The 26,908-nt window shown below is 64.1% G+C and carries 23 protein-coding genes; 10 read left to right on the top strand and 13 right to left on the bottom strand.

Going from position 1 to position 26,908, the window contains the following annotated elements; genetic code table 11:
* Position 1 precedes the first annotated feature (1 nt).
* Both M1E02_RS17715 and M1E02_RS17710 read right to left on the bottom strand, forming a co-directional pair.
* Complete coding sequence (locus M1E02_RS17715; protein ID WP_479375502.1) at positions 2-541, bottom strand: NUDIX hydrolase family protein; 540 nt, start codon at positions 539-541, stop codon at positions 2-4.
* 68 nt (positions 542-609) lie between these two features.
* Positions 610-1,368 (bottom strand): VOC family protein, encoded by a 759-nt coding sequence (locus tag M1E02_RS17710; RefSeq protein WP_479375501.1) that lies wholly within the window; start codon positions 1,366-1,368, stop codon positions 610-612.
* A gap of 63 nt (positions 1,369-1,431) precedes the next feature.
* On the opposite strand from M1E02_RS17710, the gene M1E02_RS17705 reads away from it, so the two are divergent.
* Entirely contained in the window at positions 1,432-2,043 is a 612-nt protein-coding gene (locus M1E02_RS17705) for a YdeI/OmpD-associated family protein (protein WP_479375500.1), read from the top strand.
* Between the two features lie 31 nt (positions 2,044-2,074).
* On the opposite strand, the gene M1E02_RS17700 is transcribed toward M1E02_RS17705, so the two are convergent.
* The 4 genes from M1E02_RS17700 to M1E02_RS17685 all read right to left on the bottom strand — a co-directional run bounded on the left by M1E02_RS17700 (position 2,075) and on the right by M1E02_RS17685 (position 7,261).
* On the bottom strand, positions 2,075-3,238 hold the full coding sequence (locus tag M1E02_RS17700) for an ABC transporter ATP-binding protein (RefSeq protein ID WP_479375499.1): 1,164 nt from the start codon (positions 3,236-3,238) through the stop codon (positions 2,075-2,077).
* Positions 3,235-4,773 (bottom strand): ABC transporter permease, encoded by a 1,539-nt coding sequence (locus M1E02_RS17695; protein ID WP_479378207.1) that lies wholly within the window; start codon positions 4,771-4,773, stop codon positions 3,235-3,237. The genes M1E02_RS17700 and M1E02_RS17695 overlap by 4 nt, the downstream gene beginning before the upstream one ends.
* 58 nt (positions 4,774-4,831) lie before the next feature.
* A complete protein-coding gene (locus M1E02_RS17690) occupies positions 4,832-5,878 on the bottom strand; it encodes an iron ABC transporter substrate-binding protein (RefSeq protein ID WP_479378206.1) in 1,047 nt (348 codons plus the stop codon).
* Between the two features lie 159 nt (positions 5,879-6,037).
* A complete protein-coding gene (locus tag M1E02_RS17685; RefSeq protein WP_479375498.1) occupies positions 6,038-7,261 on the bottom strand; it encodes a glycoside hydrolase family 76 protein in 1,224 nt (407 codons plus the stop codon).
* A 116-nt stretch (positions 7,262-7,377) separates the two neighbouring features.
* On the opposite strand from M1E02_RS17685, the gene M1E02_RS17680 reads away from it, so the two are divergent.
* Together M1E02_RS17680 and M1E02_RS17675 are read left to right on the top strand one after the other, a co-directional pair.
* Complete coding sequence (locus M1E02_RS17680; protein ID WP_479375497.1) at positions 7,378-8,208, top strand: SDR family NAD(P)-dependent oxidoreductase; 831 nt, start codon at positions 7,378-7,380, stop codon at positions 8,206-8,208.
* On the top strand, positions 8,205-9,431 hold the full coding sequence (locus M1E02_RS17675; RefSeq protein WP_479375496.1) for an acyl-CoA dehydrogenase family protein: 1,227 nt from the start codon (positions 8,205-8,207) through the stop codon (positions 9,429-9,431). The genes M1E02_RS17680 and M1E02_RS17675 overlap by 4 nt, the downstream gene beginning before the upstream one ends.
* Positions 9,432-9,455: 24 nt before the next feature.
* Here M1E02_RS17675 and M1E02_RS17670 read toward each other — a convergent pair whose 3' ends face one another.
* Positions 9,456-10,301, bottom strand: a complete 846-nt coding sequence (locus M1E02_RS17670) for a DUF1684 domain-containing protein (protein ID WP_479375495.1) — start codon at positions 10,299-10,301, stop codon at positions 9,456-9,458.
* Positions 10,302-10,412: 111 nt separating this feature from the next.
* Here M1E02_RS17670 and M1E02_RS17665 point away from each other — a divergent pair, with 111 nt between their 5' ends.
* The 3 genes from M1E02_RS17665 to M1E02_RS17655 all read left to right on the top strand — a co-directional run bounded on the left by M1E02_RS17665 (position 10,413) and on the right by M1E02_RS17655 (position 14,185).
* The gene (locus M1E02_RS17665) at positions 10,413-10,715 is read left to right on the top strand and encodes a hypothetical protein (protein WP_479375494.1); all 303 of its coding nucleotides are present in this window, start codon (positions 10,413-10,415) and stop codon (positions 10,713-10,715) included.
* Between the two features lie 178 nt (positions 10,716-10,893).
* Positions 10,894-13,722: a phosphoenolpyruvate carboxylase gene (gene ppc, locus M1E02_RS17660; RefSeq protein ID WP_479375493.1), complete on the top strand. Its 2,829-nt coding sequence runs from the start codon at positions 10,894-10,896 to the stop codon at positions 13,720-13,722.
* Between the two features lie 157 nt (positions 13,723-13,879).
* A complete protein-coding gene (locus M1E02_RS17655) occupies positions 13,880-14,185 on the top strand; it encodes a hypothetical protein (protein ID WP_479375492.1) in 306 nt (101 codons plus the stop codon).
* Positions 14,186-14,195: 10 nt separating this feature from the next.
* On the opposite strand, the gene M1E02_RS17650 is transcribed toward M1E02_RS17655, so the two are convergent.
* Both M1E02_RS17650 and M1E02_RS17645 read right to left on the bottom strand, forming a co-directional pair.
* Positions 14,196-14,822 carry a DedA family protein gene (locus M1E02_RS17650; RefSeq protein ID WP_479375491.1) on the bottom strand — a complete coding sequence of 209 codons (627 nt, stop codon included), beginning with the start codon at positions 14,820-14,822 and terminating at the stop codon, positions 14,196-14,198.
* Positions 14,823-14,880: 58 nt separating this feature from the next.
* Positions 14,881-15,537, bottom strand: coding sequence for a hypothetical protein (locus M1E02_RS17645; protein ID WP_479375490.1), 657 nt, complete (start codon positions 15,535-15,537; stop codon positions 14,881-14,883).
* Positions 15,538-15,666: 129 nt separating this feature from the next.
* Here M1E02_RS17645 and M1E02_RS17640 point away from each other — a divergent pair, with 129 nt between their 5' ends.
* Complete coding sequence (locus tag M1E02_RS17640; RefSeq protein WP_479375489.1) at positions 15,667-16,188, top strand: O-acetyl-ADP-ribose deacetylase; 522 nt, start codon at positions 15,667-15,669, stop codon at positions 16,186-16,188.
* Here M1E02_RS17640 and M1E02_RS17635 read toward each other — a convergent pair.
* A complete protein-coding gene (locus tag M1E02_RS17635; protein WP_479378205.1) occupies positions 16,185-17,138 on the bottom strand; it encodes an RluA family pseudouridine synthase in 954 nt (317 codons plus the stop codon). The two genes, M1E02_RS17640 and M1E02_RS17635, sit on opposite strands and share 4 nt — an antisense overlap.
* A gap of 156 nt (positions 17,139-17,294) precedes the next feature.
* On the opposite strand from M1E02_RS17635, the gene M1E02_RS17630 reads away from it, so the two are divergent.
* Positions 17,295-17,927, top strand: coding sequence for a helix-turn-helix domain-containing protein (locus M1E02_RS17630; RefSeq protein ID WP_479375488.1), 633 nt, complete (start codon positions 17,295-17,297; stop codon positions 17,925-17,927).
* Positions 17,920-18,615 carry an SRPBCC family protein gene (locus M1E02_RS17625; RefSeq protein WP_479375487.1) on the top strand — a complete coding sequence of 232 codons (696 nt, stop codon included), beginning with the start codon at positions 17,920-17,922 and terminating at the stop codon, positions 18,613-18,615. The genes M1E02_RS17630 and M1E02_RS17625 overlap by 8 nt, the downstream gene beginning before the upstream one ends.
* 50 nt (positions 18,616-18,665) lie before the next feature.
* Here M1E02_RS17625 and yczR read toward each other — a convergent pair whose 3' ends face one another.
* Entirely contained in the window at positions 18,666-20,144 is a 1,479-nt protein-coding gene (gene yczR / locus M1E02_RS17620; RefSeq protein WP_479375486.1) for a MocR-like transcription factor YczR, read from the bottom strand.
* A 59-nt stretch (positions 20,145-20,203) separates the two neighbouring features.
* On the opposite strand from yczR, the gene yczE reads away from it, so the two are divergent.
* Positions 20,204-20,842: a membrane protein YczE gene (gene yczE, locus M1E02_RS17615; RefSeq protein ID WP_479375485.1), complete on the top strand. Its 639-nt coding sequence runs from the start codon at positions 20,204-20,206 to the stop codon at positions 20,840-20,842.
* 34 nt (positions 20,843-20,876) lie between these two features.
* On the opposite strand, the gene M1E02_RS17610 is transcribed toward yczE, so the two are convergent.
* The gene (locus M1E02_RS17610) at positions 20,877-21,728 is read right to left on the bottom strand and encodes an Fpg/Nei family DNA glycosylase (RefSeq protein ID WP_479375484.1); all 852 of its coding nucleotides are present in this window, start codon (positions 21,726-21,728) and stop codon (positions 20,877-20,879) included.
* Between the two features lie 30 nt (positions 21,729-21,758).
* Positions 21,759-26,870, bottom strand: a complete 5,112-nt coding sequence (locus tag M1E02_RS17605) for a DNA glycosylase AlkZ-like family protein (protein ID WP_479378204.1) — start codon at positions 26,868-26,870, stop codon at positions 21,759-21,761.
* Positions 26,871-26,908 lie beyond the last annotated feature (38 nt).

The raw sequence follows: 26,908 nt of genomic DNA, 5'->3' as shown, positions 1-26,908 counted from the left end.
CCTAGTTGCCCACGCCGGCGAAGGCCAAGGCCTGCCTGATCAATGCTCCGCGGCCGCCGCTGAATTCGAGCTGGACTCCGGGGCTGAGCACTTCCTGGGGGGTCATCCAGGTGAGTTCCAGAGCATCCTGGCGGGGTTCGCATTCACCGGTCACAGGGATGACATAAGCCAACGCGACGGCGTGCTGGCGGTCGTCCGTGAAGCCGGTCTGGGACGGAGCGGGGAAGTATTCAGCCACTGTGAACGGCACCGGGCTGATGGGAAGCTGTGGGAAGGCCAGCGGGCCCAGGTCCTTCTCCATATGGCGCAACAGTGCTGCTCGAATGGTTTCGCGGTACAGGACTCGGCCCGAGACCAGTGAACGGATCATGGTTCCGTCCTCGTCAGCCTGCAGCAGTGTGCCCACCTCGTTCACGAATCCCAGCGGGTCCAGCCGTACGGGTACAGCTTCCACGTACACCATGGGCAGCCGGCCACGGGCCTCGAAGAGGTCCTCGGGGGACAGCCAGCCGGGATTCGGGTCAGGGGTGCGAACGTTCATGGTTAAGTTCTACCGTATCCCTGCCGTAACTCCTTGCCGACTCCATGGGGGCTGTGGAACCGGGAGCCTCAAACACCTGGCCTGGGGCCCGAAATCCAGAGGGCCGGATGGTGCGCGGCCGTTACTGCATCCGGGCTTGTCACCTGAAGGGTACGGCCGAAAGCTTCCTCGGTAGCGGCAACCTCCCATCCAGCCGACTCGATCCGGTCCCGCAGCGCGTCCAGGTCGCCGGTGTATTCGAATCCCAGACCCGCCCTTGCGGGGGCAGCTCCGGGCCGCACCATCAGCACGCCGCCGTTTTTCGCCGTGAAATCAGCTGTCTCATCGTTGTCCGGCACGGGACGGGGCCGGGCGCCGATACTCCGCAAGGTGGATGCCGCTCCTGCCGTGTCCTCCGTAAACCAGACCACGACGACGGTGAGCGCCGGATCCGCGTCGGCACAGTTTGCGCCGTGGGCTGCGGGGTCGGCGAAGAAACTGAAGCCGTCCCGGGCCCGTATCCGGCAGGTGCGGCCTTGGTCTGCGTCGATCAGGGATGCCGTACCTTCAGCGTCTGCCGGGACAGCGCCTTCGGCCCCTGCGGCTTCCACCGCTGCTTCGTTGGTCCGGCGGGCAAACTCGTCCAGGTCGCCCACCTCGACGCCGAAAACAGTGGTTCCATCCTGAGCCGAGCCAGGATCGGTCCATCGGAGGGCGAGCCTGCCGGAACCGGCATCAAACTCCTGCCATTCGCCGTCGTCGACTGTTTTGACCATTCCCAAAACCGTGAGCAATCGCTGCCACTGTTCCAAGTTCGAGGTGAAGTGGATGGGGCGCACGCGCAACATAGAGGCCTCCTCAGGCTGGCGCTGGATGCCGGATAGGCCCATCATGGCATGCACAATGGAGCCATGGCCGTTGAACTCGAGGAACTCCTGGTGAAGGACGCAGCCGAATGGCGCCGCTGGCTGGAAGACCATCACACCTCCAGCCCCGGGGTCTGGCTGGTTTTGCATAAAAAGGGCGGTTCGGTCACTGAACTGGATTACGACGCCGCCCTGGACGAGGCGTTGTGCTTCGGCTGGATCGATGGCCAGGTTAAGCGGCGTGACGACGCGAGCTATATCCAGCGGATGACGCCACGGGGGCGGAAGAGCCGCTGGTCCCTCCGGAACGTTGGCCATGTTGAGCGGCTGGAAGCGCATGGCAGGATGACTCCGGCGGGACGCGCCGCCGTCGATGCCGCCAAAGCCGATGGGCGCTGGGAGGAGGCCTACCCAGGCCAGGCTTCAGCCGTTATTCCCGAGGACCTAGCCTTGGCCATCGCCGCGGTGCCCGAGGCCCAGGCCATGTTCGATGTCCTGACCTCAGTCAACCGTTATGCGCTGTACTACCGGACCACCTCTGCAAAGCAGCCGGAAGCCCGCGCGAAGAAGATTAAGGACTTCGTAGCGATGCTCGCCCGCCATGAAAGCCCTTTTCCGCAGAAGAAGAGGCCAGCCGGTACCGGCGATCAGCCTTAGCCGGAAGTGTCCTGGTACGGGAAGAGAAGGCCTAACCGCCAACCGGGAAAGCCACCGCCTCGCCCACAACCCGCAGGCAAAGTTCCATGCCGGGCCGGGCAATGGAGGCATTCCAGTGGCGGATGGTGATGATTTCGCCGCCGCCCGGATACCGATGATCCGCAGTCGCCCCCGCCGCAAGTTCCGGTGGAATGGCGAGCTTAAGCCGCACCGTGGTTTCGGGGCCAAAGTAGTCAGTGTCCACAACCACTCCGCGGATGGGGCCGTCCTCGGCGATGCGGATCTGTTCGGGCCGGAGCATGAGCTGGACCAGGCCCTGGGCGGGAGGCCTCCGGACGGGAATTCCGCCCAGCGAGCACGTAGCCAGCGAGCCTTCCATCCAGGCGTCCAGGATGACAGCGTCACCCAGGAACTCCGCAGTGGCCCGGTCGGTGGGACGCGTGTACACCACAAAGGGGTTGCCAATCTGGGCAAGCTTGCCGCCCCTCATCACGGCCACCTGGTCCGCGAAGGAAAGTGCTTCGGCCTGGTCGTGGGTGACCAGGATGGTTGTGACCCCGGCTTCGTTAAGAACTTTGGCCACTGCACGCCGCGTGGCCACGCGGAGGCCCGCGTCGAGGGCGGAAAAGGGCTCATCGAGGAGCATCAGCTCCGGCTCGCGGGCCAAAGCACGGGCCAGGGCCACCCGCTGTTGTTGCCCGCCGGATAGCTGATGCGGGCGGCGTTTGGCCATGGCGGCATCCAAAGAGACCATGTCCAGCAGTTCCCCGACCCGCGCCGAGATACCCTTCCGGCCTCCCGTCAGCTTCCCGTGGTCAAGCCCGAACGCGATGTTCTGTCCCACGGTCAGGTGCGGGAACAGGGCGCCATCCTGGGCCACATACCCCACCTGGCGCTTGTGCGCTGGGATCCAGACGCCGTCGCCCGCTACCGTCTTTCGGTTCAGTTCGATGGTCCCGGTCCCGGGGTGCTCGAAGCCTGCGATAAGACGGAGGAGTGTGGTCTTACCGGAGCCTGAGGGCCCCACAATCGCGGTGGTGCCGCCTTGGGCAACCGAGAGATTGACGCCTTTGAGAACCTCCTGGGTTCCAAAGTTTTTGGTGACTGACCCGATAACCAGGTGACTGTTGGTGGTGGGCTCCACTGAGGCGGAGATGCGGGGTTCGGGGAGCCGTGAGGGCGCTTGTTCTGTCACTGTCCCGCTGCTTTCTTGGACTGCTGGAATAGAAGGTAGGTCATGGGGGCGGATAACAGGATCATGAGCAGCGCATAGGGTGCTGCGCCGGCATAGTCGATCTCGCTGCTCTTGTTCCAAAATGATGTTGCCAGGGTGGTGGTGCCGTTGGGGGAGAGAAGCAACGTGGCCGTCAGTTCAGTTACGACGGCGAGGAACACCAGCGCCGCTCCACCGGCGGCGGCCGGGGCACTCAGACGCAAAGTGACGCGGACGAAGGCCGTGAACGGGGACTTTCCAAGGGCACGGGCTGCCTCGTCCAGCTCCTTGGGTGCCTGAGCCAACCCGGCCCGGAGATTTACCAGGGCGCGCGGAATAAACAGCAGCACATAGGCTGCCACCAGCAGCCCGGTGGTCTGGTAGAGATCGGGCATGACGTTGATGGCAACCGTCACAAACGCCAGGCCCACCACGATCCCGGGCATTGAGCTGGTGATGTAGTTGGAAAGCTCGAGGGACTTGCTGAACCAGCCGGGATGGCGCACGGCCAGGTACGCCATGGGAAACGCGACGACGGTGGCGGCCACTGCACCGGCCAGCCCCAGTCCCAGCGTCTGCAGCAGCGCAGGGAGCAGTTCATCGAGGTCCCAGATTTCAGCCCCGCCGGCAACGATCCAGCGCATCACGAACCACAATGGCAGGCCCAGCGACAACGCCGTCAGCGCCATCATGGCCAACTGCCCGGGCGCCTGGTACCGGCCAAGGACGAGCCTGTATGGCTTGGCCTGGGCGCCCGAGCCGATCCTTGCGTAGCGCGCGGAGCCTCGGCTCCGGGCTTCGAGCACCAGCAGGATCAGGCAGAAGAACACCAGCACGCTGGCAAGCATGTTCCCTGCGGTGCCGTTGAAAGTGGAAGCGTACTGCTGCATGATCGCCGTCGTAAACGTCTCAAAGCGGATCATGGCAAAGGCGCCGTATTCTGCCAGCAGGTGGAGCCCCACGAGCAGTCCTCCGCCGGTGATGGCAAGCCGCAGCTGGGGGAGGATCACCCGGAAAAACACCTGCCATGGTCCGAGTCCAAGGGCCGCGGCGGATTGTTCAATTGCAGGGTCAAGGCGCGTGAGCGTGGCTGCGGCCGGAATGTAGACCAAGGGGAAATAGGAAAGTACTGCGATCAGGGAGCCGGACCAGACGCCCTCCAGAGAAGGGATGGCGGATACCCAGGAATAGCTGTTGACGAATGCCGGAATTGCGAGCGGTGCGGCCAGCAGCACCGCCCAGACCTTGTGGCCACCGAGCGTCGTGCGCTCCACGAGCCAGGCGCTGCCCACGCCCACCACCAGGGTTGCCGGAACAACGATCAGCATCAGCAGCAGGGTGTTGGTGAGCAGCTCACCAACCTTGGGCCGGAAAACCAGCTCGATGCTTGTTTCCCAGCCCGTGACCGCCGTCATGTAGATGACGTAGCCCAGGGGAAGCAAAGCAAAAAGGGCCAGAACCGTGGCCAGCAAGGCAACGACCAATGGCGGGCGAGGGCTGCTACCCTTGCCCGCCACTGGTTTGGCCGCCTTGGTGGCGACGGTTGGCGATGCGATCACTGCGGGGAAATGATTGTTAGAGAAGCCCGGCCTTGGTCATCAGCTCGGTGACCTTCTTGGAGTTAAGCTTGGACGCGTCCACTGTGGGGGCATCCAGCTCTGCCAACGGGGTCAGTTTCTCGTTGGAAGGAACGTCAGAGCCCACCGTGTACTCGAAGTCCTTGCCGGTCTGGAGGAGCTCCTGGCCCTTCTTGCCGGTGATGAACGCGAGGAACTTTTCAGCGTTCGCCTTGTTCTTGGAAGAATTCAGCACACCACCGCCGGAGATGGAGACGAATGCGCCCGGATCCTGGTTCTTGAAGTAGTGGCTGGCGATGTTCTTGGAGTTTTCGCCGGTCTTGGCCTGGTCGCCGAAGTAGTAGTAGTGATAAATCACGCCACCCTCGATCTCGCCGGCGTTGACTGCCTTCATGACGGCACCGTTGCCCTGGTAGCCCTTGAAGTTTTCCTTCATGGCCGTCAGCCACTTCTCGGTCTCGGCTTCGCCCTTGAGTTCAAGGTAGGCAGAGACGATGGCCTGGAAGTCAGCCCCTGACGGGGAGGCACCCCAGCGGCCCTTCCATTCAGGATTAGCCAGATCCGCGAGGGACTTGGGCAGCTTGTCTTCAGTCAGCTTTTCCTTGTTGTACACGAACACGGTGGAGCGTGCGGCGACGCCGGTCCACTTGTTGGTGGAGGGACGGTACTCCTCAGGAACCTGCTTCTTGACCTCGTCGGTCAGGTCAGCGAACAGCCCGGCGGTCTCCACCTGCGTCATTGCGGGGGAGTTCTCGGTGATGAAGACATCGGCGGGGGACTTATCGCCCTCCTGGATGATCTGGTTGGACATCTCACTGTCCTTGCCCTGGCGCAGGGTGACCTTGATGCCGGTCTCCTTGGTGAATTCCTCGGCCCAGGCCTTGGTCATCGATTCGTGCTGCGCGTTGTAGACGGTGATCTCGCCAGAAGCTGCTGCGTCGGCGGTTGCTGCTGGAGTGGCCGAGCCGGAGCCACAGGCTGCCAGGCCGAGAGTGGCGGTGGCGAGGAGTGCGATTCCAGCCAACGCGTTATTGCGGATCTTCATGGGGGCTTCTTTCTGGGGAAACGTCAGCGGACCGAAGTCCTGTGAGCCAAGGAAAGTCGGGGTGCTCACGGGGAAACTGTAGGTTAGCCAATCCTTACTTCCAAGGCGCAATCCAATTAAGTGACTAGTATCACAGGTATTACCGCAATGTTGCGTGCCCTAATTGGAATGCGTACTGGAACCCAGCTCCGCGGCGGCCTCCAGAATCATCCATGCCTGCAGCTGCGTGGAAAGCTCGACGGCGGCTCCCGGCGGGTAGGTGGCGGACGCCGGAGCGTCCGGGTAGATAGAAAAAACCATCGTTCCTCCGTACCTTGCCAACGGTTCTCCGGCTGCAATCAGGCGCCGCCCTTCCCATAGTGACTCGGCAGTGCCGGTAACCAGCCGGGCAGCGGTTGTGCGGATGGCTGCAGGAAGCCGTGGATCGGTGGCTGCCAGTGCAAGGTACCGAGCCAGGATTCCTGTGAACAGGCCGCCGTCCCCCGTGCCCTCACCCCGGAGTGCCCGGAGGTCCAAACCGTTGCCGGCCCGCGCCGGCCGAGCGAGCTCGCGATCCACCGCCTCAATCAGACCGGCCGCGCGCCTCAGGTTCTGGCTTCCGCCGAGTTCAAGCAAGGCGCCCAGTACGGGGCCCTGGTTGTAGGTGTAGGTGGCGCTGACCAGTTCCTCGCTGCCATCCTGGCGTATCCGCAGTCCGTCGAGGTACAGGCCTTTGGTGGGGTCGAACAGCCGGGCATCCAGCCAGTCCAACAGTTCCTGAGCCTTGGCAGAATTCCCGTTCCGGGCGTAGAAGAGGGCCACCGGAGCGGTGGCAGGCGTGTTCTTGAAGTCCCGGGTGGTGTTCCAGAAAGTTCCACCGCCCAGGTGGTCCGTGGAGGCCGAATCGAATTGCAGCTGGAGAGCTCTCAGCGCCCGTCTATTCCTGCGGCGACCCCGCTTCCGGGTTTCCTCTGCCAGCTTCTGGAGACGGTGGGTGGCCAAGGCCAACCAGGCCATGTCGTCGTAGTAACTGTTGACGAACCTCAGGAAGTTTCGGAGTCTGATGCCGGTGACCAGGTGTGAAGCGAGCTTCCCGGCACTCGGCCGCCCATCGCCGTCGAACGGGCGGTTCTGCTGCAGCTCCCGGCGCCCGGCGTCCACCAGGCAATCGAGGTAATGGGCCTGCCACCAGTAATGCCAGGGTTTGGCGGGGTTGGGCATGCGGCCCGAGGGGCGTTGCACAGCTGCAAGATGTGTCCCGGGGAGGAACCACAAGCGATGCCCAAACATCCGGGTGACTGACCGGGCAGCCTCATCCGCGCGGGAAGCCCAGAGGGAGTCCTTGGCAGAGTCCCAGGCAGAACCACTGGCGTACGGAGGCAACGGAGCGTTGGGATCACTCATGCAGCCAGCCTAGCGGGCGCTGCCGGCCGCAGGCTCAGGTGCTTTCCCACCAAATTCCAGTTAACATGCATTAACTAACGGTCGACGTCGGCCGGGTTCCACATCGAGGAGGATGGATGGACATCAGCGGTTCAGTCGCGCTAATTACAGGGGGAGCCTCCGGGCTGGGTGCAGCGACGGCCAAGCGCCTTTTTCAGGCGGGAGCTTCCGTGGTTCTCCTGGACTTGGCTTCCTCCTCCGGTGCCGCCTATGCGGCCGAACTCAACCAAACCGGCGAACTCAACCATGCGGCCAACGCAAACCCCGGGAGCCCGCCGTCGAACTCTGCCGTCTTTGCCGCAGCAGACGTCACTGACGAACGCGAGGTTCAGGCGGCCGTGGACGCCGCCACTGCCCTGGGCCCGCTGCGGATAGTGGTGAACTGCGCGGGCATCGCCACCCCCGGTAAGGTGCTGGGCCGCGAAGGTGTGCTCCCTTTGGAGGCCTTCACCCGGGTGATCCAGATCAATCTTGTGGGCACGTTCAACGTGGTCAGGCTCGCCGCGGCTGCCATGGTTCCCACCGAGCCCGTGGCCACGGAACTCGGTGGGCCCGAACGGGGTGTCATTATCAACACGGCCTCGGTGGCTGCCTTTGAGGGACAGATCGGCCAGCCCGCGTATGCGGCGTCCAAGGGTGCCGTGGCAGCCATGACCCTTCCGCTGGCACGGGAACTGGCGCGCTCGCTGATCCGGGTGAACACCATCGCCCCAGGCATTTTCGAAACGCCGATGATGGCAGGGCTCGCCAAGGAAGCGCAGGAATCGCTGGGCCAACAGGTGCCGCATCCTGCGCGTCTGGGACGGCCGGAGGAGTATGCCAACCTGGCTGCCCACATCGTTGAGAACGCTATGATCAACGGCGAAACCATCCGGCTCGACGGCGCTATCCGAATGGGTCCTAAATGACGGCCGAACGATTGTCCGCTGACTCTCCGTCGCTGGAATCGCTGCCGACGGCCGACTTCTTCCAGTTCGAGTCCTTGTTGAGCCCCGCGGAACAGGCCAAGCTGAACGAGTTGCGGCAGTTCCTGGCCCAGGAAATTGCGCCTTATGCCACCCAGTGGTGGAACGACGCTGAGTTTCCGGCGCACATCCTGCCCAAACTCGCGGAACTTCAGCTGAGCACGCCTGCACAACGTGGTTACAGCCACCTTTTCGCCGGACTCGTCATCGCTGAGATGACCCGCGTTGACACGTCGATCGCCACGTTTTTCCTTGTGCACCACGACCTTTTCGTGGAATCGCTGTACGGTTTCGGTTCAGAGGAGCAGAGGGCCCGGCTGCTCCATGATGCCGCCAACCTCCGCACCACGGGCGCCTTCGCCCTGACCGAGCCGGAGCACGGTTCCGATGTGGCCGGGGGAATGGAGACCCGCGCCCGGCGCATCTCCTCCACCACGGGGGAGGCCGACGACGGCGGCGACAGCTGGGTGCTTAATGGGGCAAAGCGGTGGATAGGCAACGGGACGTTCTGCGATTACCTGCTGGTCTGGGCCCGGGACGAATCCGATAACGCCGTCAGGGGCTTCATTGTGGATGCAAGGCTGCCGGGCGTCACCAGGAGTCGCATCGAGAACAAGATCGCCCTGCGCACAGTTCAGAACGCGGACATTGTCTTCCAGAACGCCAGGGTTGCCGAGGCTGACCGCTTCGCCGGTATCAGCAGTTTCGAAGACACCAAGGAACTGCTGCGGGGTTCCCGGATCATGGTTGCCTGGCAGGCCGTGGGCCAGCAGCTGGCCGCGTTCGACGTCGCCCGTCAATACGCGCTGGAGCGTGAACAGTTCGGCAGGCCGCTGGCGAAGTTCCAGCTCATCCAGCAGCAGTTGGTGACAATGCTCGGCAATGCCGTTGCGAGCCTGGGCATGATGGTGCGGATCGCCCAGCTCCAGGAGCAGGGCAACGCGGACATGGCTCAGGTGGCCCTGGCCAAGTCCTATACAAGCGCCCGGATGCGGGAAACCGTCGCCATGGGGCGTTCCATTCTCGGCGGCAACGGGATTGTCACGGACTACCGGATGGCCAAGATCTTCGCCGACGCGGAAGCCATCTATACCTACGAGGGCTCGTTCGAGATCAACACACTCATTGTGGGCCGGGCCGTCACCGGGGTGTCTGCTATCGCCTAGCCGTCCCTCTGCCTGGTTAGGGCGCTAGCCGAGGCTGCCCGCCGGAAGTTTCTCGCCCGCTGTCACCTCGACGTCGATCGAATTTCCCTTAACCGGCATTGGGCAGGTGCCGTAGGGCGTGAAGGCACTGGGGTAGTTGATGGCCCGGTTGAAGTCGATCACCACAGAGCCATCAGGGCGGGGGCGCGGGATGAAGACCTTGCGCCACTCATCAGTGGAGACGCCGTTCGTTTCGTCATGGAATGTGACCGTCAGGGCCCCGAGTTTCTCTTCCTCGGCATGGAGGCGGATGTCGTGCGGAATCCCGGGAACCCGGAACACCACTTCACCCACTGAGCGGTGCATCCCGTCCACCAGCGGATTTGCCGTGGCGATCGGCACGTCCACGGGCTCCGGGTAAGGCTCGAACCTGCCCTGGATCACCCAGCCGGGATCGTAATCAAAGGTGGGCACGCCGTCGAACTCCGTGAACGCGGGCGAGCGTGAATCCCGCGTGCGGATGGCGTACTTGTGGGCCCGCCGGACGAGTTCCACCACTACCTGCTTGCCGTCTCCGCCGCCGAACTGCACCCACATCAGCGACTCCTCGTTCGCCAACGAGGCAGAAATTGTGCCGTCAACGGGCTCCCCGGTCTCCACCACCGTGAGTCCGTCTCTCGCCGCAGCGGTGAGGAACGCCGTCGCGCCTTTGGCTGAGCCTGTGCCGTCTGCGGACCAGATCCCGGGCACCACGTCGACGCGGGACGGCCGGTTCTCCAGCCATTGGAAGGAGGTCAGCGTCAGCCAGCCGTGTTCGCTGGCGAGGGCCGAATTGCGGCTCTTCCGGAAGCGCTGCCAACGCTCCACTTGGGCATCAGGCGTGGTGCTCATGGTTCCTCACGTTCTGCGTCGGCTGCTGCGGTGGTTCCTGCGTGTTCCTGCGTTGGCATCAACAGCAGCCCATCATGGTCCATTCCCCAGCTCCAGGCGTAGGCTCAGCATATGGCGGCGGAGGCGTTGATCACGGTCCTGGTATGCGTGGCTCTGGTGGTGCTGTTTACCCTGGGCGGCATGTCGGTGCTGAAACACGGTGTGAGTACCAAGGGTGGCGCTGGAACGCTGGGCAGTGCTTTAGGCGTTATCGATCCCTCCACCGGCGCGCCCACCTACGCTCCGGGTGCTGCGCGGGAGGAAATGAAACAACACAAGCATGAGGCGCCGTCGTCGGGGAACGGGTTGGATCCCTCCACTGTGTACTCGGGAAAGATTTCCTTCCCCGACCCCTCGGCTTCCACCCGCCCTTGAAACGCTCCAGCCACGCCCCCAACCGGATGGCTGCTGCGCTGACATTTTCTGAGACAAATTCCATCACTAAGGGTGCTGCGGGTAACATCCCCTAGGAACAAGTAACCCGGCTCACAGTATCCAGCGCAGTGTACGAGCCAAGTCCGAAACCCTTTCCGAACCCTGAAAGATAGCTTCCATGGCTGACACTGCCTTGAATTCCAGCACCGATTTCGCCAGCACAGACCTGGCTTCCGAACTGCGCGCGGACGTCCGGCGCGTGTCCACCCTCCTTGGCGAATCCCTGGTCCGCCAGCACGGCCCCGAGCTGCTGGACCTTGTGGAGCAGGTCCGCCTCCTGACAAAGGAATCGAAGGAAGCGGCCCGCGGCGGCGCCCAGGCGACAGGCCCGTGGAGCGCGCACGACGTCGTTGCCCAGGTCCGTGAACTGCTCGGCTCCCTGCCGCTTGAGCAGGCAACCGACCTGGTGCGTGCCTTCGCTTTTTACTTCCACCTCGCCAACGCGGCTGAGCAGGTCCACCGGGTCCGCGGTCTCCGCACCCGGCAGGAAAAGGACGGCTGGCTGGCCAAGGCAGTGGCTGACATCGCCAGCCAGGCAGGTCCCGCTGTCCTGCAGACCGTGGTGAATGAGCTTGACGTCCGCCCCATCTTCACCGCCCATCCCACAGAGGCATCCCGGCGGTCGGTACTGGATAAGATCCGGCGGTTGTCGGACATCCTCGCCGAATCCACCGAAGAAGGAACATCGGCCCGGCGTCGGCAGGACCGGCAGCTCGCCGAGGTTATCGACCAGATGTGGCAGACGGACGAGCTCCGCCAGGTCCGTCCCACTCCTGTGGACGAGGCCCGGAACGCCATCTACTACCTGAACAGCATCCTCACCGACGCGATGCCGGAAATGCTGACCGATCTGTCCGAGCTCCTGGCTGAGCAGGGTGTGACGCTGCCGGCTCAGAACGCGCCCATCCGTTTCGGTTCCTGGATCGGCGGTGACCGCGACGGCAACCCGAACGTCACGGCCTCCGTAACGCGGGAGATCCTCCAGCTCCAAAACCAGCACGCCGTCCGGATCAGCATCACCATGATCGACGAGCTGATTTCCATCCTCTCCAATTCCACAGCTCTCGCCGGTGCCGACCAGGACCTGCTCGACTCCATCGAGGCGGATCTCGCCAAGCTGCCCGGATTGGACCGGCGTGTCCTGGAACTCAACGCGCAGGAACCGTACCGGCTCAAGCTGACGTGCATCAAGGCCAAGCTGCTGAACACGGTCAAGCGCGTGGGTGCCGGCTCCGTACACGAGCACGGCCGGGACTACATCTCCACAGCCGAGCTCATCGAAGACTTCGAGCTGCTGGAAAAATCGCTGCGGCACCACTCAGCGTCCCTCGTAGCCGATGGTGCGCTCGCGCGGGTCCGCCGGGCCATCGCCTCCTTCGGCCTCCACCTGGCTACGCTGGATATCCGCGAACATGCCGACCACCACCATGACGCCGTCGGCCAGCTGATGGACCGCCTGGGCGGACCCGGCATCCGGTACGCCGAGCTGAGCCGCCCCGAGCGATTCGACGTGCTGGGCGCCGAACTTGCCTCCCGCCGTCCCCTCTCAGGCCACCCTATTAAGCTCGACGGCGCCGCAGACGGCACGTACGACGTCTTCCGGGAGATCCGCCGCGCCCTGCGCACTTACGGCCCGGATGTGATCGAGACATACATCATCTCCATGACCCGTGGCGCCGATGACGTCCTGGCTGCGGCAGTGCTTGCGCGTGAAGCCGGGCTGGTCAGCCTCTTTGGTGAGGCGCCGTATGCCAGGATCGGCTTCGCGCCACTTCTGGAAACAGTTGAAGAGCTCCGGGCCTCGGCAGAAATCGTGGACCAGCTCCTCTCCAATGCGTCCTACCGGGAACTGGTCAGGCTACGCGGCGACATCCAGGAAATCATGCTGGGGTACTCGGACTCCAACAAGGAATCCGGCGTGATGACCAGCCAGTGGGAGATCCACAAGACCCAGCGGAAGCTGCGTGACGTTGCCGCAAAGCACGGTGTCCGCGTGCGTCTTTTCCACGGCCGGGGAGGTTCCGTTGGCCGTGGCGGCGGGCCCACCTACGATGCCATCATGGCCCAGCCCAACGGCGTGCTGGAAGGCGAAATCAAGTTCACCGAGCAGGGGGAGGTAATCTCGGACAAGTACTCGTTGCCCGAACTGGCCCGGGAGAACCTCGAACTTTCCCTCGCCGCCGTGATGCAAGGTTCAGCTCTGCACCGCAGCCCGCGGACGTCCGAGGACGAGCGTGTTCGCTACGGCCACGTTATGGAAATCATTTCGGACGCCGCCTTTGACCAGTACCGGACGCTTATTGATGATCCTGACCTGCCGGCCTACTTCCTGGCGTCCACGCCGGTGGAACAGCTGGGCTCGCTGAATATCGGTTCCCGCCCCTCCAAACGCCCGGATTCCGGTGCCGGGCTGGGTGGCCTGCGTGCCATTCCGTGGGTGTTCGGCTGGACCCAGTCACGGCAGATCGTGCCGGGCTGGTTCGGCGTCGGCTCCGGGCTGAAAGCAGCGAGGGAAGCCGGACATGCCGGCGAGCTGGTTGAGATGATGGACCGCTGGCACTTTTTCCGCTCAGTCCTGTCCAACGTGGAAATGACGCTGGCCAAGACCGATCTGGACATCGCCGGCTACTACGTTTCCTCGCTGGTCCCCGAAGACCTGCATCACCTGTTCCGCAGCATCCGCGCGGAGTATGAGCTCACGGTCAGCGAGATCCAGAACCTCACCGGCGAAAACGTCCTGCTCGACGCCCAGCCCACTTTGAAACGGTCCCTGGAAATCCGCGACCAGTACCTTGACCCCATCAGCTACCTCCAGGTGGAACTGCTGCGTCGTATCCGGGCCGAGGCTACCGAGGGCATTTCAGGTGCCGAGATCGATGAGCGCCTCCAGCGGGCCATGCTCATTACCGTCAACGGTGTGGCGGCGGGCCTCCGCAACACGGGGTAGGCGCCCTCTCCGACCCCTACCGACGCTCCCTCACGTTTCGCACGTTTTTGGGTGACCCTCCCTCACGTTTCGCACGCATCTACTGCAGACCCTGCGAAAGGTGAGGGAGGGTTAGGGTTTTGGGGGCGAAAGGTGAGGGAGGGTTAGGGTTGGATTCATGCCGTCGTTCCAGACCAGACTCAAGATCACGGGGCTGCGGCCTGGCAACCCACCGGAAGCGGTGATGGCTGCGGCCGTCGAAGCCTTGGAAACGCGCCATCACGTGGAATCCAACCAGCTGGATATCGCCGGCGGTGTGCCACAGTTGAACCTTCGCTTTCTGGTGGAAGCCACCGAATACAACGGTGAGAACAGCCAGGCGAGATCGTCGGCGTCAATGATGCGTGACGCCGTCGAACGCGTTGCTGTAACCGGATCCCTCCAAGTGCTTCGCCGGAACCGAGGACGCTGGGCGCCGATTTAGCTGGCGCCTGTCAGGACGGGCTGGGATCTGCTTCGGGTTCCTCGACGGGGGAGCGGTTACCCCGGCGGCGGGTGGCGATCATGCCAACAACCGCCCCAATGACCAGTCCAACCGTGACTCCGATCAGTGAACTGGCCCAAAACGGTAAACCAGTGGCAGTGCCCGTGAAATATCCGAGGCCCACGAGCCAGACGGCCCAAAGAACCGCCCCGATTGCGGCGCAAAGACTGAACGAGCGTGTGGTGACGTCGGCAATCCCGGCGGCGGCGGAGGTCGCCAGCCGCCCGCCAGGGATAAAGCGCACGCCAATGATGGCGCCGTAGGTTGAGGAACGTCCGGCTTTCTCAATGGCGCGATGCATGCCCCGGTGCAGCTTCCGCCCCCACCGCCATCTGTCCAGCACATGGCTGAGCCGGCGCTTGAAGAGCTGGAACACCACCACATCGCCAATCCACGAGGAGAAGGCGGCCACGAGCCCCACCAGGAAAACGCTGGCGCGCCCGTCGGCCGAGAGTGCTCCGCCCGTGATTACCACCATCTCAGAAGGGACAAGCGGAAATATCGCGTCGGCCAAAACCATGGGGACGAGCCAAAAGTAGATGGCCGCTCCCCAACTGTCAGCGTTCCCGATGTCCATGGCCACAAAATACCGTACTTGCCGCGGGTTGGCTCCGTGCCGTTCCGAACTCCGGGCGTCAGGCTTCCCGGATGGCGGTGGGCAGCTGCGATTTGGCACCGCTGTGGCTCAAAAGCTTGCCAGCCCGGAAGTACCAGTAAGGCCAGGCGACCCAGGCGGCCGCCCCCAGGGCAATCCCCGCAGCACCGACCGTCCACCGCAGCCACTCCGGCGCCGCTTCTGTGAACGCGACAGCCGACAATGGGAGGGCGGCGAGCATGGCTCCGCCGATGAACACCCCGAGCTTGGCCAGGTTCTTGGGATAACCGTTCACCCCCTGCAGCCTCCGATGCGCAAGGAAGAACCACGCGCCCTGAATGACAATGGCCGTCACCGAGATACTGGTTGAGGTGGCGAAATCCAGCTGGTTGAATACCAGCAGGAAGGAGCTGACGGAGCCTGCAACGCAGGCGGTCACAACGGTCCACTTGCCGACCTCTGTCCAGAGTGTGGGGTCTAAGCGGCGGTGAACCTGGAGGATCACGGGAATGACCGCCAGGTTGAAGAGGCCACCGGTGAAATCGTTCATCGTGCCAAAAACGAAGGGGCCGTTCCTGGGTACCTCTATAGCGAACATCAGCCCGAGTGTGGCAACACCGATGACGCCGAGTCCTGCAGCAGCGTAGGCATATTTGGCCGCTGTCCGGTCACCGGGAAATTCCCTCGGGAGGTCCATGACGGGTCCTTTCACCTCATGAGACCCAGGCGGCGTAGGACCGCCATCGAAGGCAATTCTATTCCTGCCTGCGGCTCTCCGGCAGGGCCTGCACTGCCCTCCTGTGGACGCCAGTGCCAGACTTAAGCCATGCGCATCGAGATCCTTGAAGGCGATATCACCACCCGCCGCGTGGAGGCGATAGTCAATGCCGCCAACTCGTCACTGCTCGGAGGGGGAGGAGTGGACGGCGCCATTCACCGTGCGGCCGGGCCGGACTTGTTGGAAGCATGCCGTGAGATCCGGGTAACGCTGCTGCCAGGAGGGCTTCCGGTGGGCGGAGCTGTGGTCACCCCGGGCTTCCGCCTCCCGGCGCGCTGGGTTATCCACACCGTCGGCCCAAACAGGCATGCGGGAGAGACTGATCCGGCGCTGCTGAGATCGTGTTTCCGGGAGAGCCTACGCGCCGCGGATTCCCTGGGCGCTCGGTCCGTGGCTTTCCCTGCCATCAGCGCAGGAGTCTACGGCTGGGATGCGGGAGAGGTTGCGGAAGCGGCACTGGCAGCCTTGGATAACTTTGCCGAGGAGACGCCATCCAGCTCGCTTGAGCTCGTGGAGTTTGTCCTCTTCAGCAGCCCGACGGCGGAGGCGTTCCGGCGCGTTTTTGGCTAGCTCGTCCCTGCATTCGAGGCGGGTGTGGGGGCGTGGCTCAGCTGCAGGCGGCTGCGGTACTCCACGGGTTCCTTGGTGATGGGGTCCACGAAGCGCACCCCGCGTGCCAACAACTGCAACGGCCTGGTGTAATCGTCCGGGGCCTTGTCCAGCAGGTCGGGGTAGAAAGCGTCGTTAAGGATGCCGAGCCCCAGCGATGCCATGTGCACCCGAAGCTGGTGAGTCTTGCCTGAGTGCGGCTCCAGGCGATAGAGCGCACGCTCCCGGCCGCCGTCGTCGTACGTTGTGAGCCTTTCAATGCGGGTTTCCGCATTGGGTTCACCGTCAATGACTTCGGCCAGCAGGTAACTGCGGGACTTGGTCATCCGGTTTCGCACCACCACCGGGTACTCGACGGCGGGGTAGCCGGCTGCGGGTTCCGCGGCGGCCACACACTCGTACTCTTTCTGCAGTTGGCGCTTCTCGAAAAGCACCTGGTACTTTCCGCGGGTCTCCGGATTGGTGGAGAGGAGCAGGAGGCCGGCCGTCATCCGGTCGAGGCGGTGCATGGGAATCAGGTCGGGAAGGTTGAGCTGGTTCCGGAGCCGCACCAATGCAGATTCCTGGATGTAGGTCCCGCCGGGAGTTGTGGGCAGGAAGTGCGGCTTGTCCACCACGAGGATGTGCTCGTCCTGGTGCAGGATGTTCAGCTCCACGGGTATGCGGGTTTCCGGCGGCAACGTCCGGTAATACCAAATGAAAGTGTGGTCCTCCAGTTTCGTGGTCCGGCTAAGGGGGATCCCGCCTTCTCCGACGATCTCCCCGGCGTCGAACCTGTCCTCGATTCCCTGCGGATCGATGTGGCCCCAGCGGTGCATCATGTAGTCCATCGCCGTGGCCCAGGGACCTTCCACGGGCAGGCGCAGGCGGGTCGCGTTCACGCCGTCGCGTACCGGGAGGGGGGATTGCATCACGGGTCCATTCTACTGGGGCCCAGGATGGCGAATTCGCCGGAACCCGTCCTAGTCGCCGGAACCTTCCGGCGACCTCGCCGCGTTCCCACGAACGCGAAACCGACGGAAGAATATTTCTTGACAAATAAAATTGTCGGTGGTGATACTTTAAGCATGTTGGATATCGAAGTGATCGAGGACCCGGCCGCAGCCGAAGCGTCGCTGGACCCCATCCGCACCCGCATCCTCCAGGAACTTGCGGACCCCGGTTCGGCAACCCAGCTGGCGGTCAAAGTGGGTCTCCCGCGACAAAAAGTGAACTACCATCTCAAGGCACTTGAGCGGCACGGGCTGGTGGAACTTGTGGAGGAGCGGCGCAAAGGCAATGTCACCGAGCGGGTTCTTCAGGCGACGGCGGCGTCCTACCTGATTTCGCCGGTGGCTCTTGCCTCGGTCGCTCCCGATCCCCGCCGGTTCTCGGACCGGTTCTCCGCCTTCTGGCTGCTGGCGCTCGCAGGCCGCACAGTCCAGGAGATGGGGAAGCTGATTGCCGGAGCGGCTGCGGCCAAGCAGAAGCTCGCCACGTTCGCGATCGACGGCGAGATCACCTTCCGGACTGCGGCGGACCGCGCGGCCTTCGCCGAGGAACTCGGCGTTGCGGTGACACAACTCGTGGACAAGTATCACGACGGCGGGCCCCGCACCGAAGGGGCCGGCGGACGAAAGCACAGGCTCGTCGTCGCCCTTCACCCCACACTCAAAACATCGAAAATCCCAAACTCAGCCAAGGAGCAGGACAATGACTGACAACAACCGTAAATTTGAGATCGTCGTGGATACCGAGCTGCCCGGCACGCCGGAGCAGGTCTGGGAAGCAGTTACCAAGGACACGCCTGCCTGGATGTTCCCGACGGACCAGTGGCCGGCTGTCAGGACAGCGGATGACTACCCGCGGCACCTGGTCACCCGCATGGAGGGACCCGACGGCTGGTTCAACCAGTTGGAGCACGTTCTGGAACCAGTGGAGGGCGGGCGGGCCAAGCTTCACTATGTGCACAGCGGCATCTTCACGGACGACTGGGACCAGCAGTATGACGGCGCGAGCAAGCACACCGAGTTCTACCTCCACACTCTGGGCCAGTACCTGAAGTATTTCGATGGGAAGCCCGTCGCGTTTGCTGACATTCAGGCGCCCGCCTCGTCGCAGGATCCGCAGGGATTCCTGCAGCTCAAGGAAGCACTCGGAGTCCGGGACGCGGCACAGGGGCAGTCCGTGGAGTTGGAGCTCGACGGCGTCGGCAGACTTTCCGGGGAAGTGGACTTCTCCAATGAGCACTTCCTTGGGCTGCGTACAGCCGAGGCCATGTACCGGTTCTTCGGCCGCAACTCGTTCGGCGCTCCCGTGGGAATGACCGTGCATGATTTCACCGGCAAAGCGAGCTCTAAGGAGATCGCGGCGGCCTGGGGCGGCTTCCTCGAAAGGGTGTACGCCTAGATGGCCCGAACTGTCACCAGGACGCGCATATGGTCTCGGGATGCGGCTGGCTAGGCGATGGCTGCTTGCCTGGATTCCTTTAGGGTTCGTCGGAGTTGGGGAACAGCGCTGAGCCGGTCCTGGGCTGAACGCAGTGAATGGACAGCCGTTTCGAGTTGTTCAGGCGGGAGGGTAAAGGGAACACGCAGGTAATGCTCGAAGGCTCCGCCAATGCCGAACCGGGGCCCGGCAGCCAGTCTGATGCCGAAGTCCGGTGCGATTACTGTCAGAGCGGTGCTGACAGGGGCCGGCAGCCGGCACCAGACGGACAGGCCACCGCTCGGCCGCTCCACCTGCCATTGGGGGAGGTGCTCCTGGAGGAGTTCCAGCAGTACCGACCGGTTGTCCCGCAAAGCTGAGAGGCGGGCGGGCAAGGGTTCAGCCAGCGCGCGGACCAGATGGGCCGAAGCCAGTTGTTCCACCACCGGGCCGCCCAGGTCAAGGGTGCTCCTGGCTGCGGCGAAGCGCTGGATCAAGGCCCGGTCTGCCCGGATCCACCCTGAACGCAGACCGGCCCAGTGGGACTTGCTGAGCGAACCGATGGAAACGACGGCGGAGCTGAACGCTGACACGGGGGTGGTGGCCACGCCGTCGAGATTCAGTTCGCGCAGCGTCTCGTCCACCACCAGAATGGTGCCCGATGCTGCTGATGCCTTCACCAGTTGCCGGCGTTGCGAGTCCGGCATGAGCCTGCCCGTGGGGTTGTGAAAATCAGGGACGACGTAAGCCATCTTGGGGCGCAACTGCATCATGGTGGAGTTCAGGGCATCGAGGTCCCAGCCCTGGCCGCTGACCGGCAGCGGGACAGGCACCGGACGGCACCCGGCGGCACGGATGGCATCAAGGGCGTTCGGATATGTGGGCTGCTCCACGAGCACACGGTCCTGCCGGCCTGTCAGAGCGCGCAACACAACGTTCAGGGCGTGTTGTGCTCCGGACGTGACCAGGATCTGTTCTTCGTCGGTAGGAACACCGGCATCGGTGTAGTGGGCTGCTATCGCCTGGCGGAGAGCCGGAACGCCCATGGTGTCATACCCGAATCCCGGCAGCAGGGCAGGTAGCTCAGTGATGGCTGCCGCGAATGCCTTGTGGACCATCTCGCCGCTGGCCGGGAGCGAGGCGTAAGCCAGATCGAGAAGCCCCTCGGGTGCCGCGAGGCCCGGGCTGGCTGTCAGGACACTGCCGCCCCCCGCCGAATTCTCTCCCCGAAGCGTGCGTTGCGGAATACACGTGCGGCCGCGGCTGCCTTGCCGGCTGCTGAGGAATCCCTGCTCGCGCAGGCTTCCATAGGCGGCTGTGACTGTGGTCCTGCTGACGTCCAAAGCGGACGCCAGGGCGCGCTCGCTGGGAAGTGCCACGTCAAGTGGCACTCTCCCGTCAAGGATCAGTAGGCGGACGACGTCGGCCAGTTCGCGATAGGCCGGCGCGGCACCAACGTTCCATTCGCCGAGGAGACGCGAAAGGGCGCTGGGGTTCAAGGAGCCGGCCATAAAGCCAGTATCTCAAACTGGCTATGGATTACAAGGCCAGTTACAGTGAGCATTGTTCAGTGATGACACGACGATTGACTCAGCTCTTTATTGGTCTTGCCTTGTACGGACTCTCCCTGGCCATGTTTATCCGGGCGGCCCTGGGCCTTGATCCCTGGGACGTTTTCCATCAGGGCCTCGCAGCCAAAGTGGGCTGGAGTATTGGCATGGTTGTTGTTGTGGTCAGCTTCCTGGTACTGCTCCTGTGGATCCCCCTCCGGCAGCGGCCCGGGATCGGCACACTCAGCAATGCTGTGCTGGTGGGGGTATTTGCCGACGTCGGCTTGTTCCTGATCCCGGAGTTCTCCCACCTCGGCGGGCAGATTGCACTGCTGGTCGGTGCTGTGCTCCTGAACGGTATTGCCTCTGCCTGCTATATCGGTGCGCGTCTGGGTCCCGGCCCCAGGGACGGTCTGATGACAGGACTGGCCCGCAAGACAGGATGGTCGGTTCGGCTTTCCAGGACGGGGATCGAAGCTGTTGTGCTGGCGGCCGGGTGGTTGCTTGGCGGTTCGATCGGCGTGGGCACAGTGGTCTACGCGCTCGCGATCGGGCCGTTGGTGCAGCTTCTCCTGCCGAAGTTTATGGTTCCTGAACTTCCCGTGGCGGCCTTGGACGCTGTGGACGACGAGGAGCAGGTACCCGTCCAGGCTGCCTGAGTCACAACATCCCTGGTGTTTCAGTACTCACTCGTCAGGAGACCGCGAGATCCGGCTGGCAACTGGGGCAGAAGTAGATGTCCCGCTCCTCGCTGGCGCCGGTTCTTCCTTGGGCACTGTTCCCGAGGACGCCGTACCGGATGGGCGTCCTGCAGCGAAGGCAGGGTTGGTGCTTGCGGCCATATACCCAGAAGCCGGGACGCCCTCCGCCGCTGCCCACTGGTTTCCCGTGAGGGCTCATGACGGTGGTTCTCCGGGCAGACCCGATGTTGGCTTCCAGCAATTGCTTGGCGTCCGCAAGGAGAGCGGGAAGGTCGGCTACGGCAGAGACGGGAGCAGCCGGGTGAATGCGCGAGAGGAAGCAGACTTCGCAGCGGTAAACGTTGCCGATTCCGGCAAGGTTCCGCTGGTCAAGGAGAGCCACTCCGATGGGTACCTCAGGGTGGGTGAGTATGCGGCGCTGGGCCTCGTCGGCGTCCCAGTCCGGCCCCAGGAGGTCCGGTCCCAAGTGCCCCACAACAGAGTCTTCGTCCGCGGTTTTGACTACTTCCAGTATTCCCAGCGAGAACCCGACGGCGTCTGCCGCAGCCGTCCGGAGGACGCACCTGGCCGTGAACCCCGGTTTACGCCAGCGTCCACCAGGCGGATAGACCTGCCAGGCGCCCTCCATCTTGAGATGGGAATGAATGGTGAGCCGTTCCTGCGAGGGGCCCTGAAGCCGCATGAGAATATGTTTGCCGCGGGGCACCACCTCGCTGACGGTCCATCCGTCGAGCTTGAGCGTCGCGAAGCGCGGCACGCGGAAGTCGGAGGACAGCAGCTGCTGACCAGCCAGGGCGGCGTGCAATTGTGAGGCCGCCCGCCAGACGGAGTCGCCCTCAGGCACTGGTCCACCCCTCAGGCACTGGTCCGCCTCTCAGGCACGGATTCTCAGTCCCTTAGGCGTGGTGTAGGCGCCGGCCTGGGTCAGTGCAACGGCGGCCGGGGTCTCCGGAATGTCGTGGCCGTTGACCTTCTCCATCACGAGCTTGTCCACAGCCCCGCGGCGTACCACTCCCACCAACGCCGCAGCGGCGGAGGCCAGGATCGTGGTGTCGTCGCTGAAGGCGAGCAGGGTCTTGCCGCCACGTTCCACGTAAAACACGAGTGCGCCGTCGACCATCACCACCAGGGCTCCTGCCTTCCTTCCCGGGCGGTGGCCGCTGCCGGCTTCGGCGCTTAGTACCGGCCACGGAAGAGCAGCGCCATACGGGTTGGCCGGATCGGTAGCCGCGAGAGCCAAAGCAACGGGTTCTCCTTTGGCCAGCTGGGTGTCCTCGGTGAACGAGCGGAGCCGGTCCACGGTGGCCGGAACGGCGAACTGCGCGGCTCCAAGGTGCTCGATGAAGTAGCCGCGACGGCAACGGCCCGCCTCCTCAAGTCTCGCGAGGACTTTGTACATCAGTCCGAAGCCCCCCAGGATGTTCTCAGCCATCACCGAACCACGGGTCACCACCCCGTACCTGTCAAGCAGGAGCTCGGCGGTGGCCCGGGCATGAATGGTGGGATCCAGTTCCGGTGCCGGCAGTGCCGACCAACGCCCGGCGGCCATTGGGGGAGTGGGTGCGGTGCCGCCAATCGACCCGTACCGGCCGCCCGTGAGCCCCGGGGATCCGAGCAACCCGGATCCGGGTGACCGGCCCAGACGGCTCATCCTCGGAGCACGGGCACGGGGCGCTCGGGCCACCTGCCTGTGGGCTGTATGTCCACCGGCAATCAAGGCGCGCACCGGAGCGAAGGTATCACCGGTGACGCGGCCCGCCCAAGCCAGATCCCACAGCGCCGTGACTACATCCGAATCGCTCAGAACGGAATCCATCCCGCCTGCAATGTCCGTCAGCTGACGGAAGAAATAGCCTCCGCCATTGTTCTGGAGATGCTCGAGCAGGCGGAGCTGGGCGTCGCCGGGTTGGTAGTCAGGGTTCGGATTCAGTGTCAGATCCGCCGAATCCGCGAGATGAAGGCTCACCCAGCCGTCGTTGCCCGGCAGCGCCCCGGCCCCGGACCACAGGACCTCGCCTGCAGCCATGAGCTCATCAAGCATGGCCGGCTGGTAATCGGCCACTCGGCCGGCCAGAACCAGTGGCTCCCAGGCTGAGGCGGGAACAGGCACACCGGACAACTGATCAATGGCGGTGATGATGCCGTCGAGTCCCCGCAGCACAGACTGTCCGCGGCGGCCGCCCGGCGTCAGCACATTCTGCCAGGCAGGAAGGAACCTGCCATAGGATGCGCCGTCAACGGGCTCCACTTCCGCACGAAGAGCAGCCAATGATCTGCGCCGGAGCTTACGGAGGACTTCGGCGTCGCACCACTCACTGGCGCCGGCCAGTGCAGCGGGCACGGAGGCAGAGGGAGCAGGCACAGCCGGCGGAGCCGAGGGCACTTCTGAGGCCGCTTCCTCAGGAGCAACGGCCGGCGTCTCCTCAGGGGCAACATGGGGACGGAACTCCCCTTCGACCACACGTCCATCCGCCGCCAGCCGTTTCAGGGCGGAATTGACGACGGCGACGCCAAGCCCCAGCCGGTTGGCGGCTTCGGCTGACGTGAACGGCCCGTGGGTTCTGGCATAGCGGGACACCAAGTCACCCAGGGGATCGGCCACAGGTTCGATGAACGCAAGCGGGACACCCATGGGGAGCGGCACGCCGAGGGCATCCCGCAACCTGGCCGCGTCCTCCACGGCAGAAAAGCGTTCAACTCCGCCGATGTTGACCTTGAGTGCCCGGTTGGCCCGTTGCAGCACAGCCAGGTGCACGGAGGCGTCGGCCGGAGTGGCGTGCGCACCTTCTGCACGCCCCCCGTCGGCAAGAGAATCGGTAGGTGAATCGGTAAGTGAAACTGCCGGAGAATCAGGAGCCGAAGCCCCGTCAGGGGCCTGGAGGCGGACGGATACTTCCTCAGGCGTCAGCGGGCCGAGCAGCCGCAGGAGGTCAGCCACGCCCTCCATGCCCCGGACCCGCCGGTCGGGGGCAAGGCGCTGGAGCTCCCGCTCGGTTGCCTCGATGACCTTGGCGTCCAGGAGCTCGCGAAGTTCCACCCGGCCCAGAAGCTCATTGAGGAGAGTGGAGTCCAGGGCGAGAGCGGCTGCACGGCGTTCCGCGAGGGGAGAATCACCCTCATAAAGAAACTGGGCAACGTAGCCAAAAAGCAGGGACTTGGCGAACGGTGACGGCTGCTGCGTGGTGGTCTCGACTATCCGGAGTTCACGCCGCTCAACAGATGCTGCGATGTCCTTCAGAGCCGGGAGGTCGTAGACGTCCTGGAGGCACTCACGGACGGTCTCCAACACGATCGGGAACGACGGATATTTCCTGGCGACGTCGAGCAATTGAGCGGATCTTTGCCTTTGCTGCCAGAGCGGCTGCCTCTTGCCGGGATTCTGCCGCGGAAGCAGCAGTGCGCGGGCTGAGCATTCCCTGAACCGGGAGGCAAAGAGGGCGCTGCCGCCTACCTCGGCCGTCACGATCTGTTCCAGTTCTTCAGGATCAAACAGGAAGAGTTCGGCGCCGGGGGGTTCGTCTTCCATCATGGGGACCCGGAGCATGATCCCGTCGTCGGCTGCCATAGCAGAGCCGTCCAGCCCGTATCGCTGCTGGAGCCGCTGCCCGACGGCCAGTGCCCAGGGTGCGTGGACGGGCATGCCGAAGGGGCTGTGCAGGATCACGCGCCAGTCGCCCAGTTCGTCGTGGAACCGCTCCACCACCAGGGTGGTGTCGCTGGGCACCACTTCGGTGGCCTGCCGCTGCTCCGCGAGGTACTGCAGGAGATTGTTTGCAGCGAAGTCGTCCAGGCCGCTGGCTTTGCACCGCTCGGTGGCAGGCCCGACGTCGGATGCCGAGAGTTCGCGGACGAAGGCGCCTAACGCCCGCCCGAGGTCGACAGGCCGGCCCAGGGAGTCGCCCTTCCAGAAGGGAAGCTTGCCGGGCTGGCCGAAGGCAGGCGAAACCAAGACACGGTCGTGGGTGATGTCCTCGATTTTCCAGCTGGTGGCACCGAGCGCGAAGAAATCGCCGACGCGGGACTCGTAGACCATTTCCTCGTCGAGTTCACCCACGCGGCGGCCGCCTTTCGCCGCCGAGCCCGCCGGCGCCGGACTCCCGGGGCCGGAAGAGGCAGAAGAACCTGAGTTGCCAGTGCCCTCCACTTCAGTGCCGATGATGTAGACGCCAAACAGCCCGCGGTCCGGAATGGTCCCGCCGGAGGTCACGGCCAGGCGTTGGGCCCCCGGCCGCCCCTCGATGGTGCCGGCGTTCCGGTCCCAGATGATGCGGGGACGAAGTTCAGCGAACTCGTCGGAGGGATACCGGCCAGCCAGCAGATCAAGGGTGGCCTCAAAAGCTGAGCGCGGCAGGCTGGAGAAGGGAGCAGAGCGGCGGACGGTCGAAAACCATTCCTCGACGTCGATGCTGCCCAGGGCAGTGGCCGCAACAGTCTGTTGGGCAAGAATATCCAGGGGGTTAGCCGGCACACTGAGGCGTTCAATCTTTCCCCCGAGCATCCGCTCCACGGTGATGGCCGTGTGGACGAGATCGGCGCGGTGTTTGGGGAACAGGACGCCCTGGGAGATTTCACCGACTTGGTGCCCGGCGCGGCCTACACGCTGCAGGCCGCTTGCGACGGAGGGAGGAGATTCCACCTGCACCACCAGGTCAACGGCACCCATGTCGATGCCCAGTTCCAGGGAGGACGTTGCCACTACGCACCGGAGCCTGCCGGATTTGAGGTCGTCTTCGATGAGGGCGCGCTGGTCCTTGGAAACGGAGCCGTGATGGGCCCTGGCCAGGACGGGGTCGGCGCCGGACGTGCTGCCCGCCTGCGCCATCATATGGGCGGGCGTGCCAGTGGAAGTAGGGGTGGCACCAGCCGCCGCCTGACCCGTGGCCGACGCCTGGCCAGCAGGCGTCGCCGGGGACGAGGCAGGAGCATCGAAGACTGTGGGTGCGCCGTCCCATCCACCACCGGCCACTACCAACTGGCGCTCAGCGTGAATCTCATTCAACCGGGCGGTGAGCCGTTCGGCCAGCCGCCGGGAGTTGGCGAAGACGATAGTGGACTGGTTGGCCAGCACCAGATCCACGATCTTTTCTTCAACGTGCGGCCAGATGGATGCCTGCGGCTGGAGGCCGGAGGCAGGGCCGGAGTCAAAGGCTCCTACGGCCCCTGGCAGATCTGACATGTCCTCCACAGGAACGGAAACGGTCAGGTCCCAGTTCTTTTTGGACGGAGGCGCCACGATCTCACACGGCGCGGAGCCGGCCAGGAACTGCGCCACGAGTTCCTTGGGCTCCACCGTTGCGGAGAGCCCGATCCTCTGGGCGGGCTTGGCTAGCAGGGCATCCAGGCGTTCCAGGGAAACAGCAAGGTGGGCGCCGCGTTTGGTTCCGGCCACCGCATGGACTTCGTCCACAATGATGGTGTCCACCTCCGCCAGGGTTTCCCGCGCCCGGGACGTGAGCATGAGGAAGAGCGATTCGGGCGTAGTAATCAGGATGTCAGGAGGATTGCTCAGCAGCGCGCGCCGGTCCGCCGTCGTCGTATCCCCCGAGCGGACGCCGACAGTGATCAAAGGGGCAGGGAGCCCAAGCCTTTTTGCTGTTTGGGTGATGCCGATCAGCGGAGCGCGGAGGTTGCGTTCGACGTCGACGCCAAGCGCCTTGAGCGGGGAAATGTATAGGACCCGCGTTTTCCGCTTCGGGGCCCTTTTTCTTCGCCCTTTGCTCCGGGACCCCTCTCCTTCAGGTGCAACGGCAGCAACAGGTACGGCAGCAGCATCGTCAGGGGAGGCAGCAGCAAGAATCCGGTCAGTAGCCAGCAGCCGGTCCAGGGCCCAAAGAAATGCGGCGAGAGTCTTTCCGGAGCCAGTGGGAGCCACAACCAAAGCGTGGGAACCGGAGGAAATGGCGTTCCAGGCGCCCTCCTGAGCAGGGGTGGGCGTGGAAAAGGCACCTAAGAACCACTCCCGGGTGGACTGGCTGAACCGTTCCATGGTTCCGCCCCGCCCGTTTGGGCTGGTCTCCTGGTTTT

It is taken from the genome of Arthrobacter sp. Z5-13 (assembly GCF_056499105.1).
This window is presented reverse-complemented; position numbering and strand designations above follow the sequence as displayed.

What these genes read in the sequence shown, in the direction of transcription:
- M1E02_RS17715 (WP_479375502.1), bottom strand. Translation starts at nt 541, where the DNA reads ATGAACGTTCGCACCCCTGACCCGAATCCCGGCTGGCTGTCCCCCGAG.
- M1E02_RS17710 (WP_479375501.1), bottom strand. Translation starts at nt 1,368, where the DNA reads ATGTTGCGCGTGCGCCCCATCCACTTCACCTCGAACTTGGAACAGTGG.
- M1E02_RS17705 (WP_479375500.1), top strand. Translation starts at nt 1,432, where the DNA reads ATGGCCGTTGAACTCGAGGAACTCCTGGTGAAGGACGCAGCCGAATGG.
- M1E02_RS17690 (WP_479378206.1), bottom strand. Translation starts at nt 5,878, where the DNA reads ATGAAGATCCGCAATAACGCGTTGGCTGGAATCGCACTCCTCGCCACC.
- M1E02_RS17685 (WP_479375498.1), bottom strand. Translation starts at nt 7,261, where the DNA reads ATGAGTGATCCCAACGCTCCGTTGCCTCCGTACGCCAGTGGTTCTGCC.
- M1E02_RS17680 (WP_479375497.1), top strand. Translation starts at nt 7,378, where the DNA reads ATGGACATCAGCGGTTCAGTCGCGCTAATTACAGGGGGAGCCTCCGGG.
- M1E02_RS17675 (WP_479375496.1), top strand. Translation starts at nt 8,205, where the DNA reads ATGACGGCCGAACGATTGTCCGCTGACTCTCCGTCGCTGGAATCGCTG.
- M1E02_RS17670 (WP_479375495.1), bottom strand. Translation starts at nt 10,301, where the DNA reads ATGAGCACCACGCCTGATGCCCAAGTGGAGCGTTGGCAGCGCTTCCGG.
- M1E02_RS17665 (WP_479375494.1), top strand. Translation starts at nt 10,413, where the DNA reads ATGGCGGCGGAGGCGTTGATCACGGTCCTGGTATGCGTGGCTCTGGTG.
- ppc (WP_479375493.1), top strand. Translation starts at nt 10,894, where the DNA reads ATGGCTGACACTGCCTTGAATTCCAGCACCGATTTCGCCAGCACAGAC.
- M1E02_RS17655 (WP_479375492.1), top strand. Translation starts at nt 13,880, where the DNA reads ATGCCGTCGTTCCAGACCAGACTCAAGATCACGGGGCTGCGGCCTGGC.
- M1E02_RS17650 (WP_479375491.1), bottom strand. Translation starts at nt 14,822, where the DNA reads ATGGACATCGGGAACGCTGACAGTTGGGGAGCGGCCATCTACTTTTGG.
- M1E02_RS17645 (WP_479375490.1), bottom strand. Translation starts at nt 15,537, where the DNA reads ATGGACCTCCCGAGGGAATTTCCCGGTGACCGGACAGCGGCCAAATAT.
- M1E02_RS17640 (WP_479375489.1), top strand. Translation starts at nt 15,667, where the DNA reads ATGCGCATCGAGATCCTTGAAGGCGATATCACCACCCGCCGCGTGGAG.
- M1E02_RS17635 (WP_479378205.1), bottom strand. Translation starts at nt 17,138, where the DNA reads ATGCAATCCCCCCTCCCGGTACGCGACGGCGTGAACGCGACCCGCCTG.
- M1E02_RS17630 (WP_479375488.1), top strand. Translation starts at nt 17,295, where the DNA reads ATGTTGGATATCGAAGTGATCGAGGACCCGGCCGCAGCCGAAGCGTCG.
- M1E02_RS17625 (WP_479375487.1), top strand. Translation starts at nt 17,920, where the DNA reads ATGACTGACAACAACCGTAAATTTGAGATCGTCGTGGATACCGAGCTG.
- yczR (WP_479375486.1), bottom strand. Translation starts at nt 20,144, where the DNA reads ATGGCCGGCTCCTTGAACCCCAGCGCCCTTTCGCGTCTCCTCGGCGAA.
- M1E02_RS17605 (WP_479378204.1), bottom strand. Translation starts at nt 26,870, where the DNA reads ATGGAACGGTTCAGCCAGTCCACCCGGGAGTGGTTCTTAGGTGCCTTT.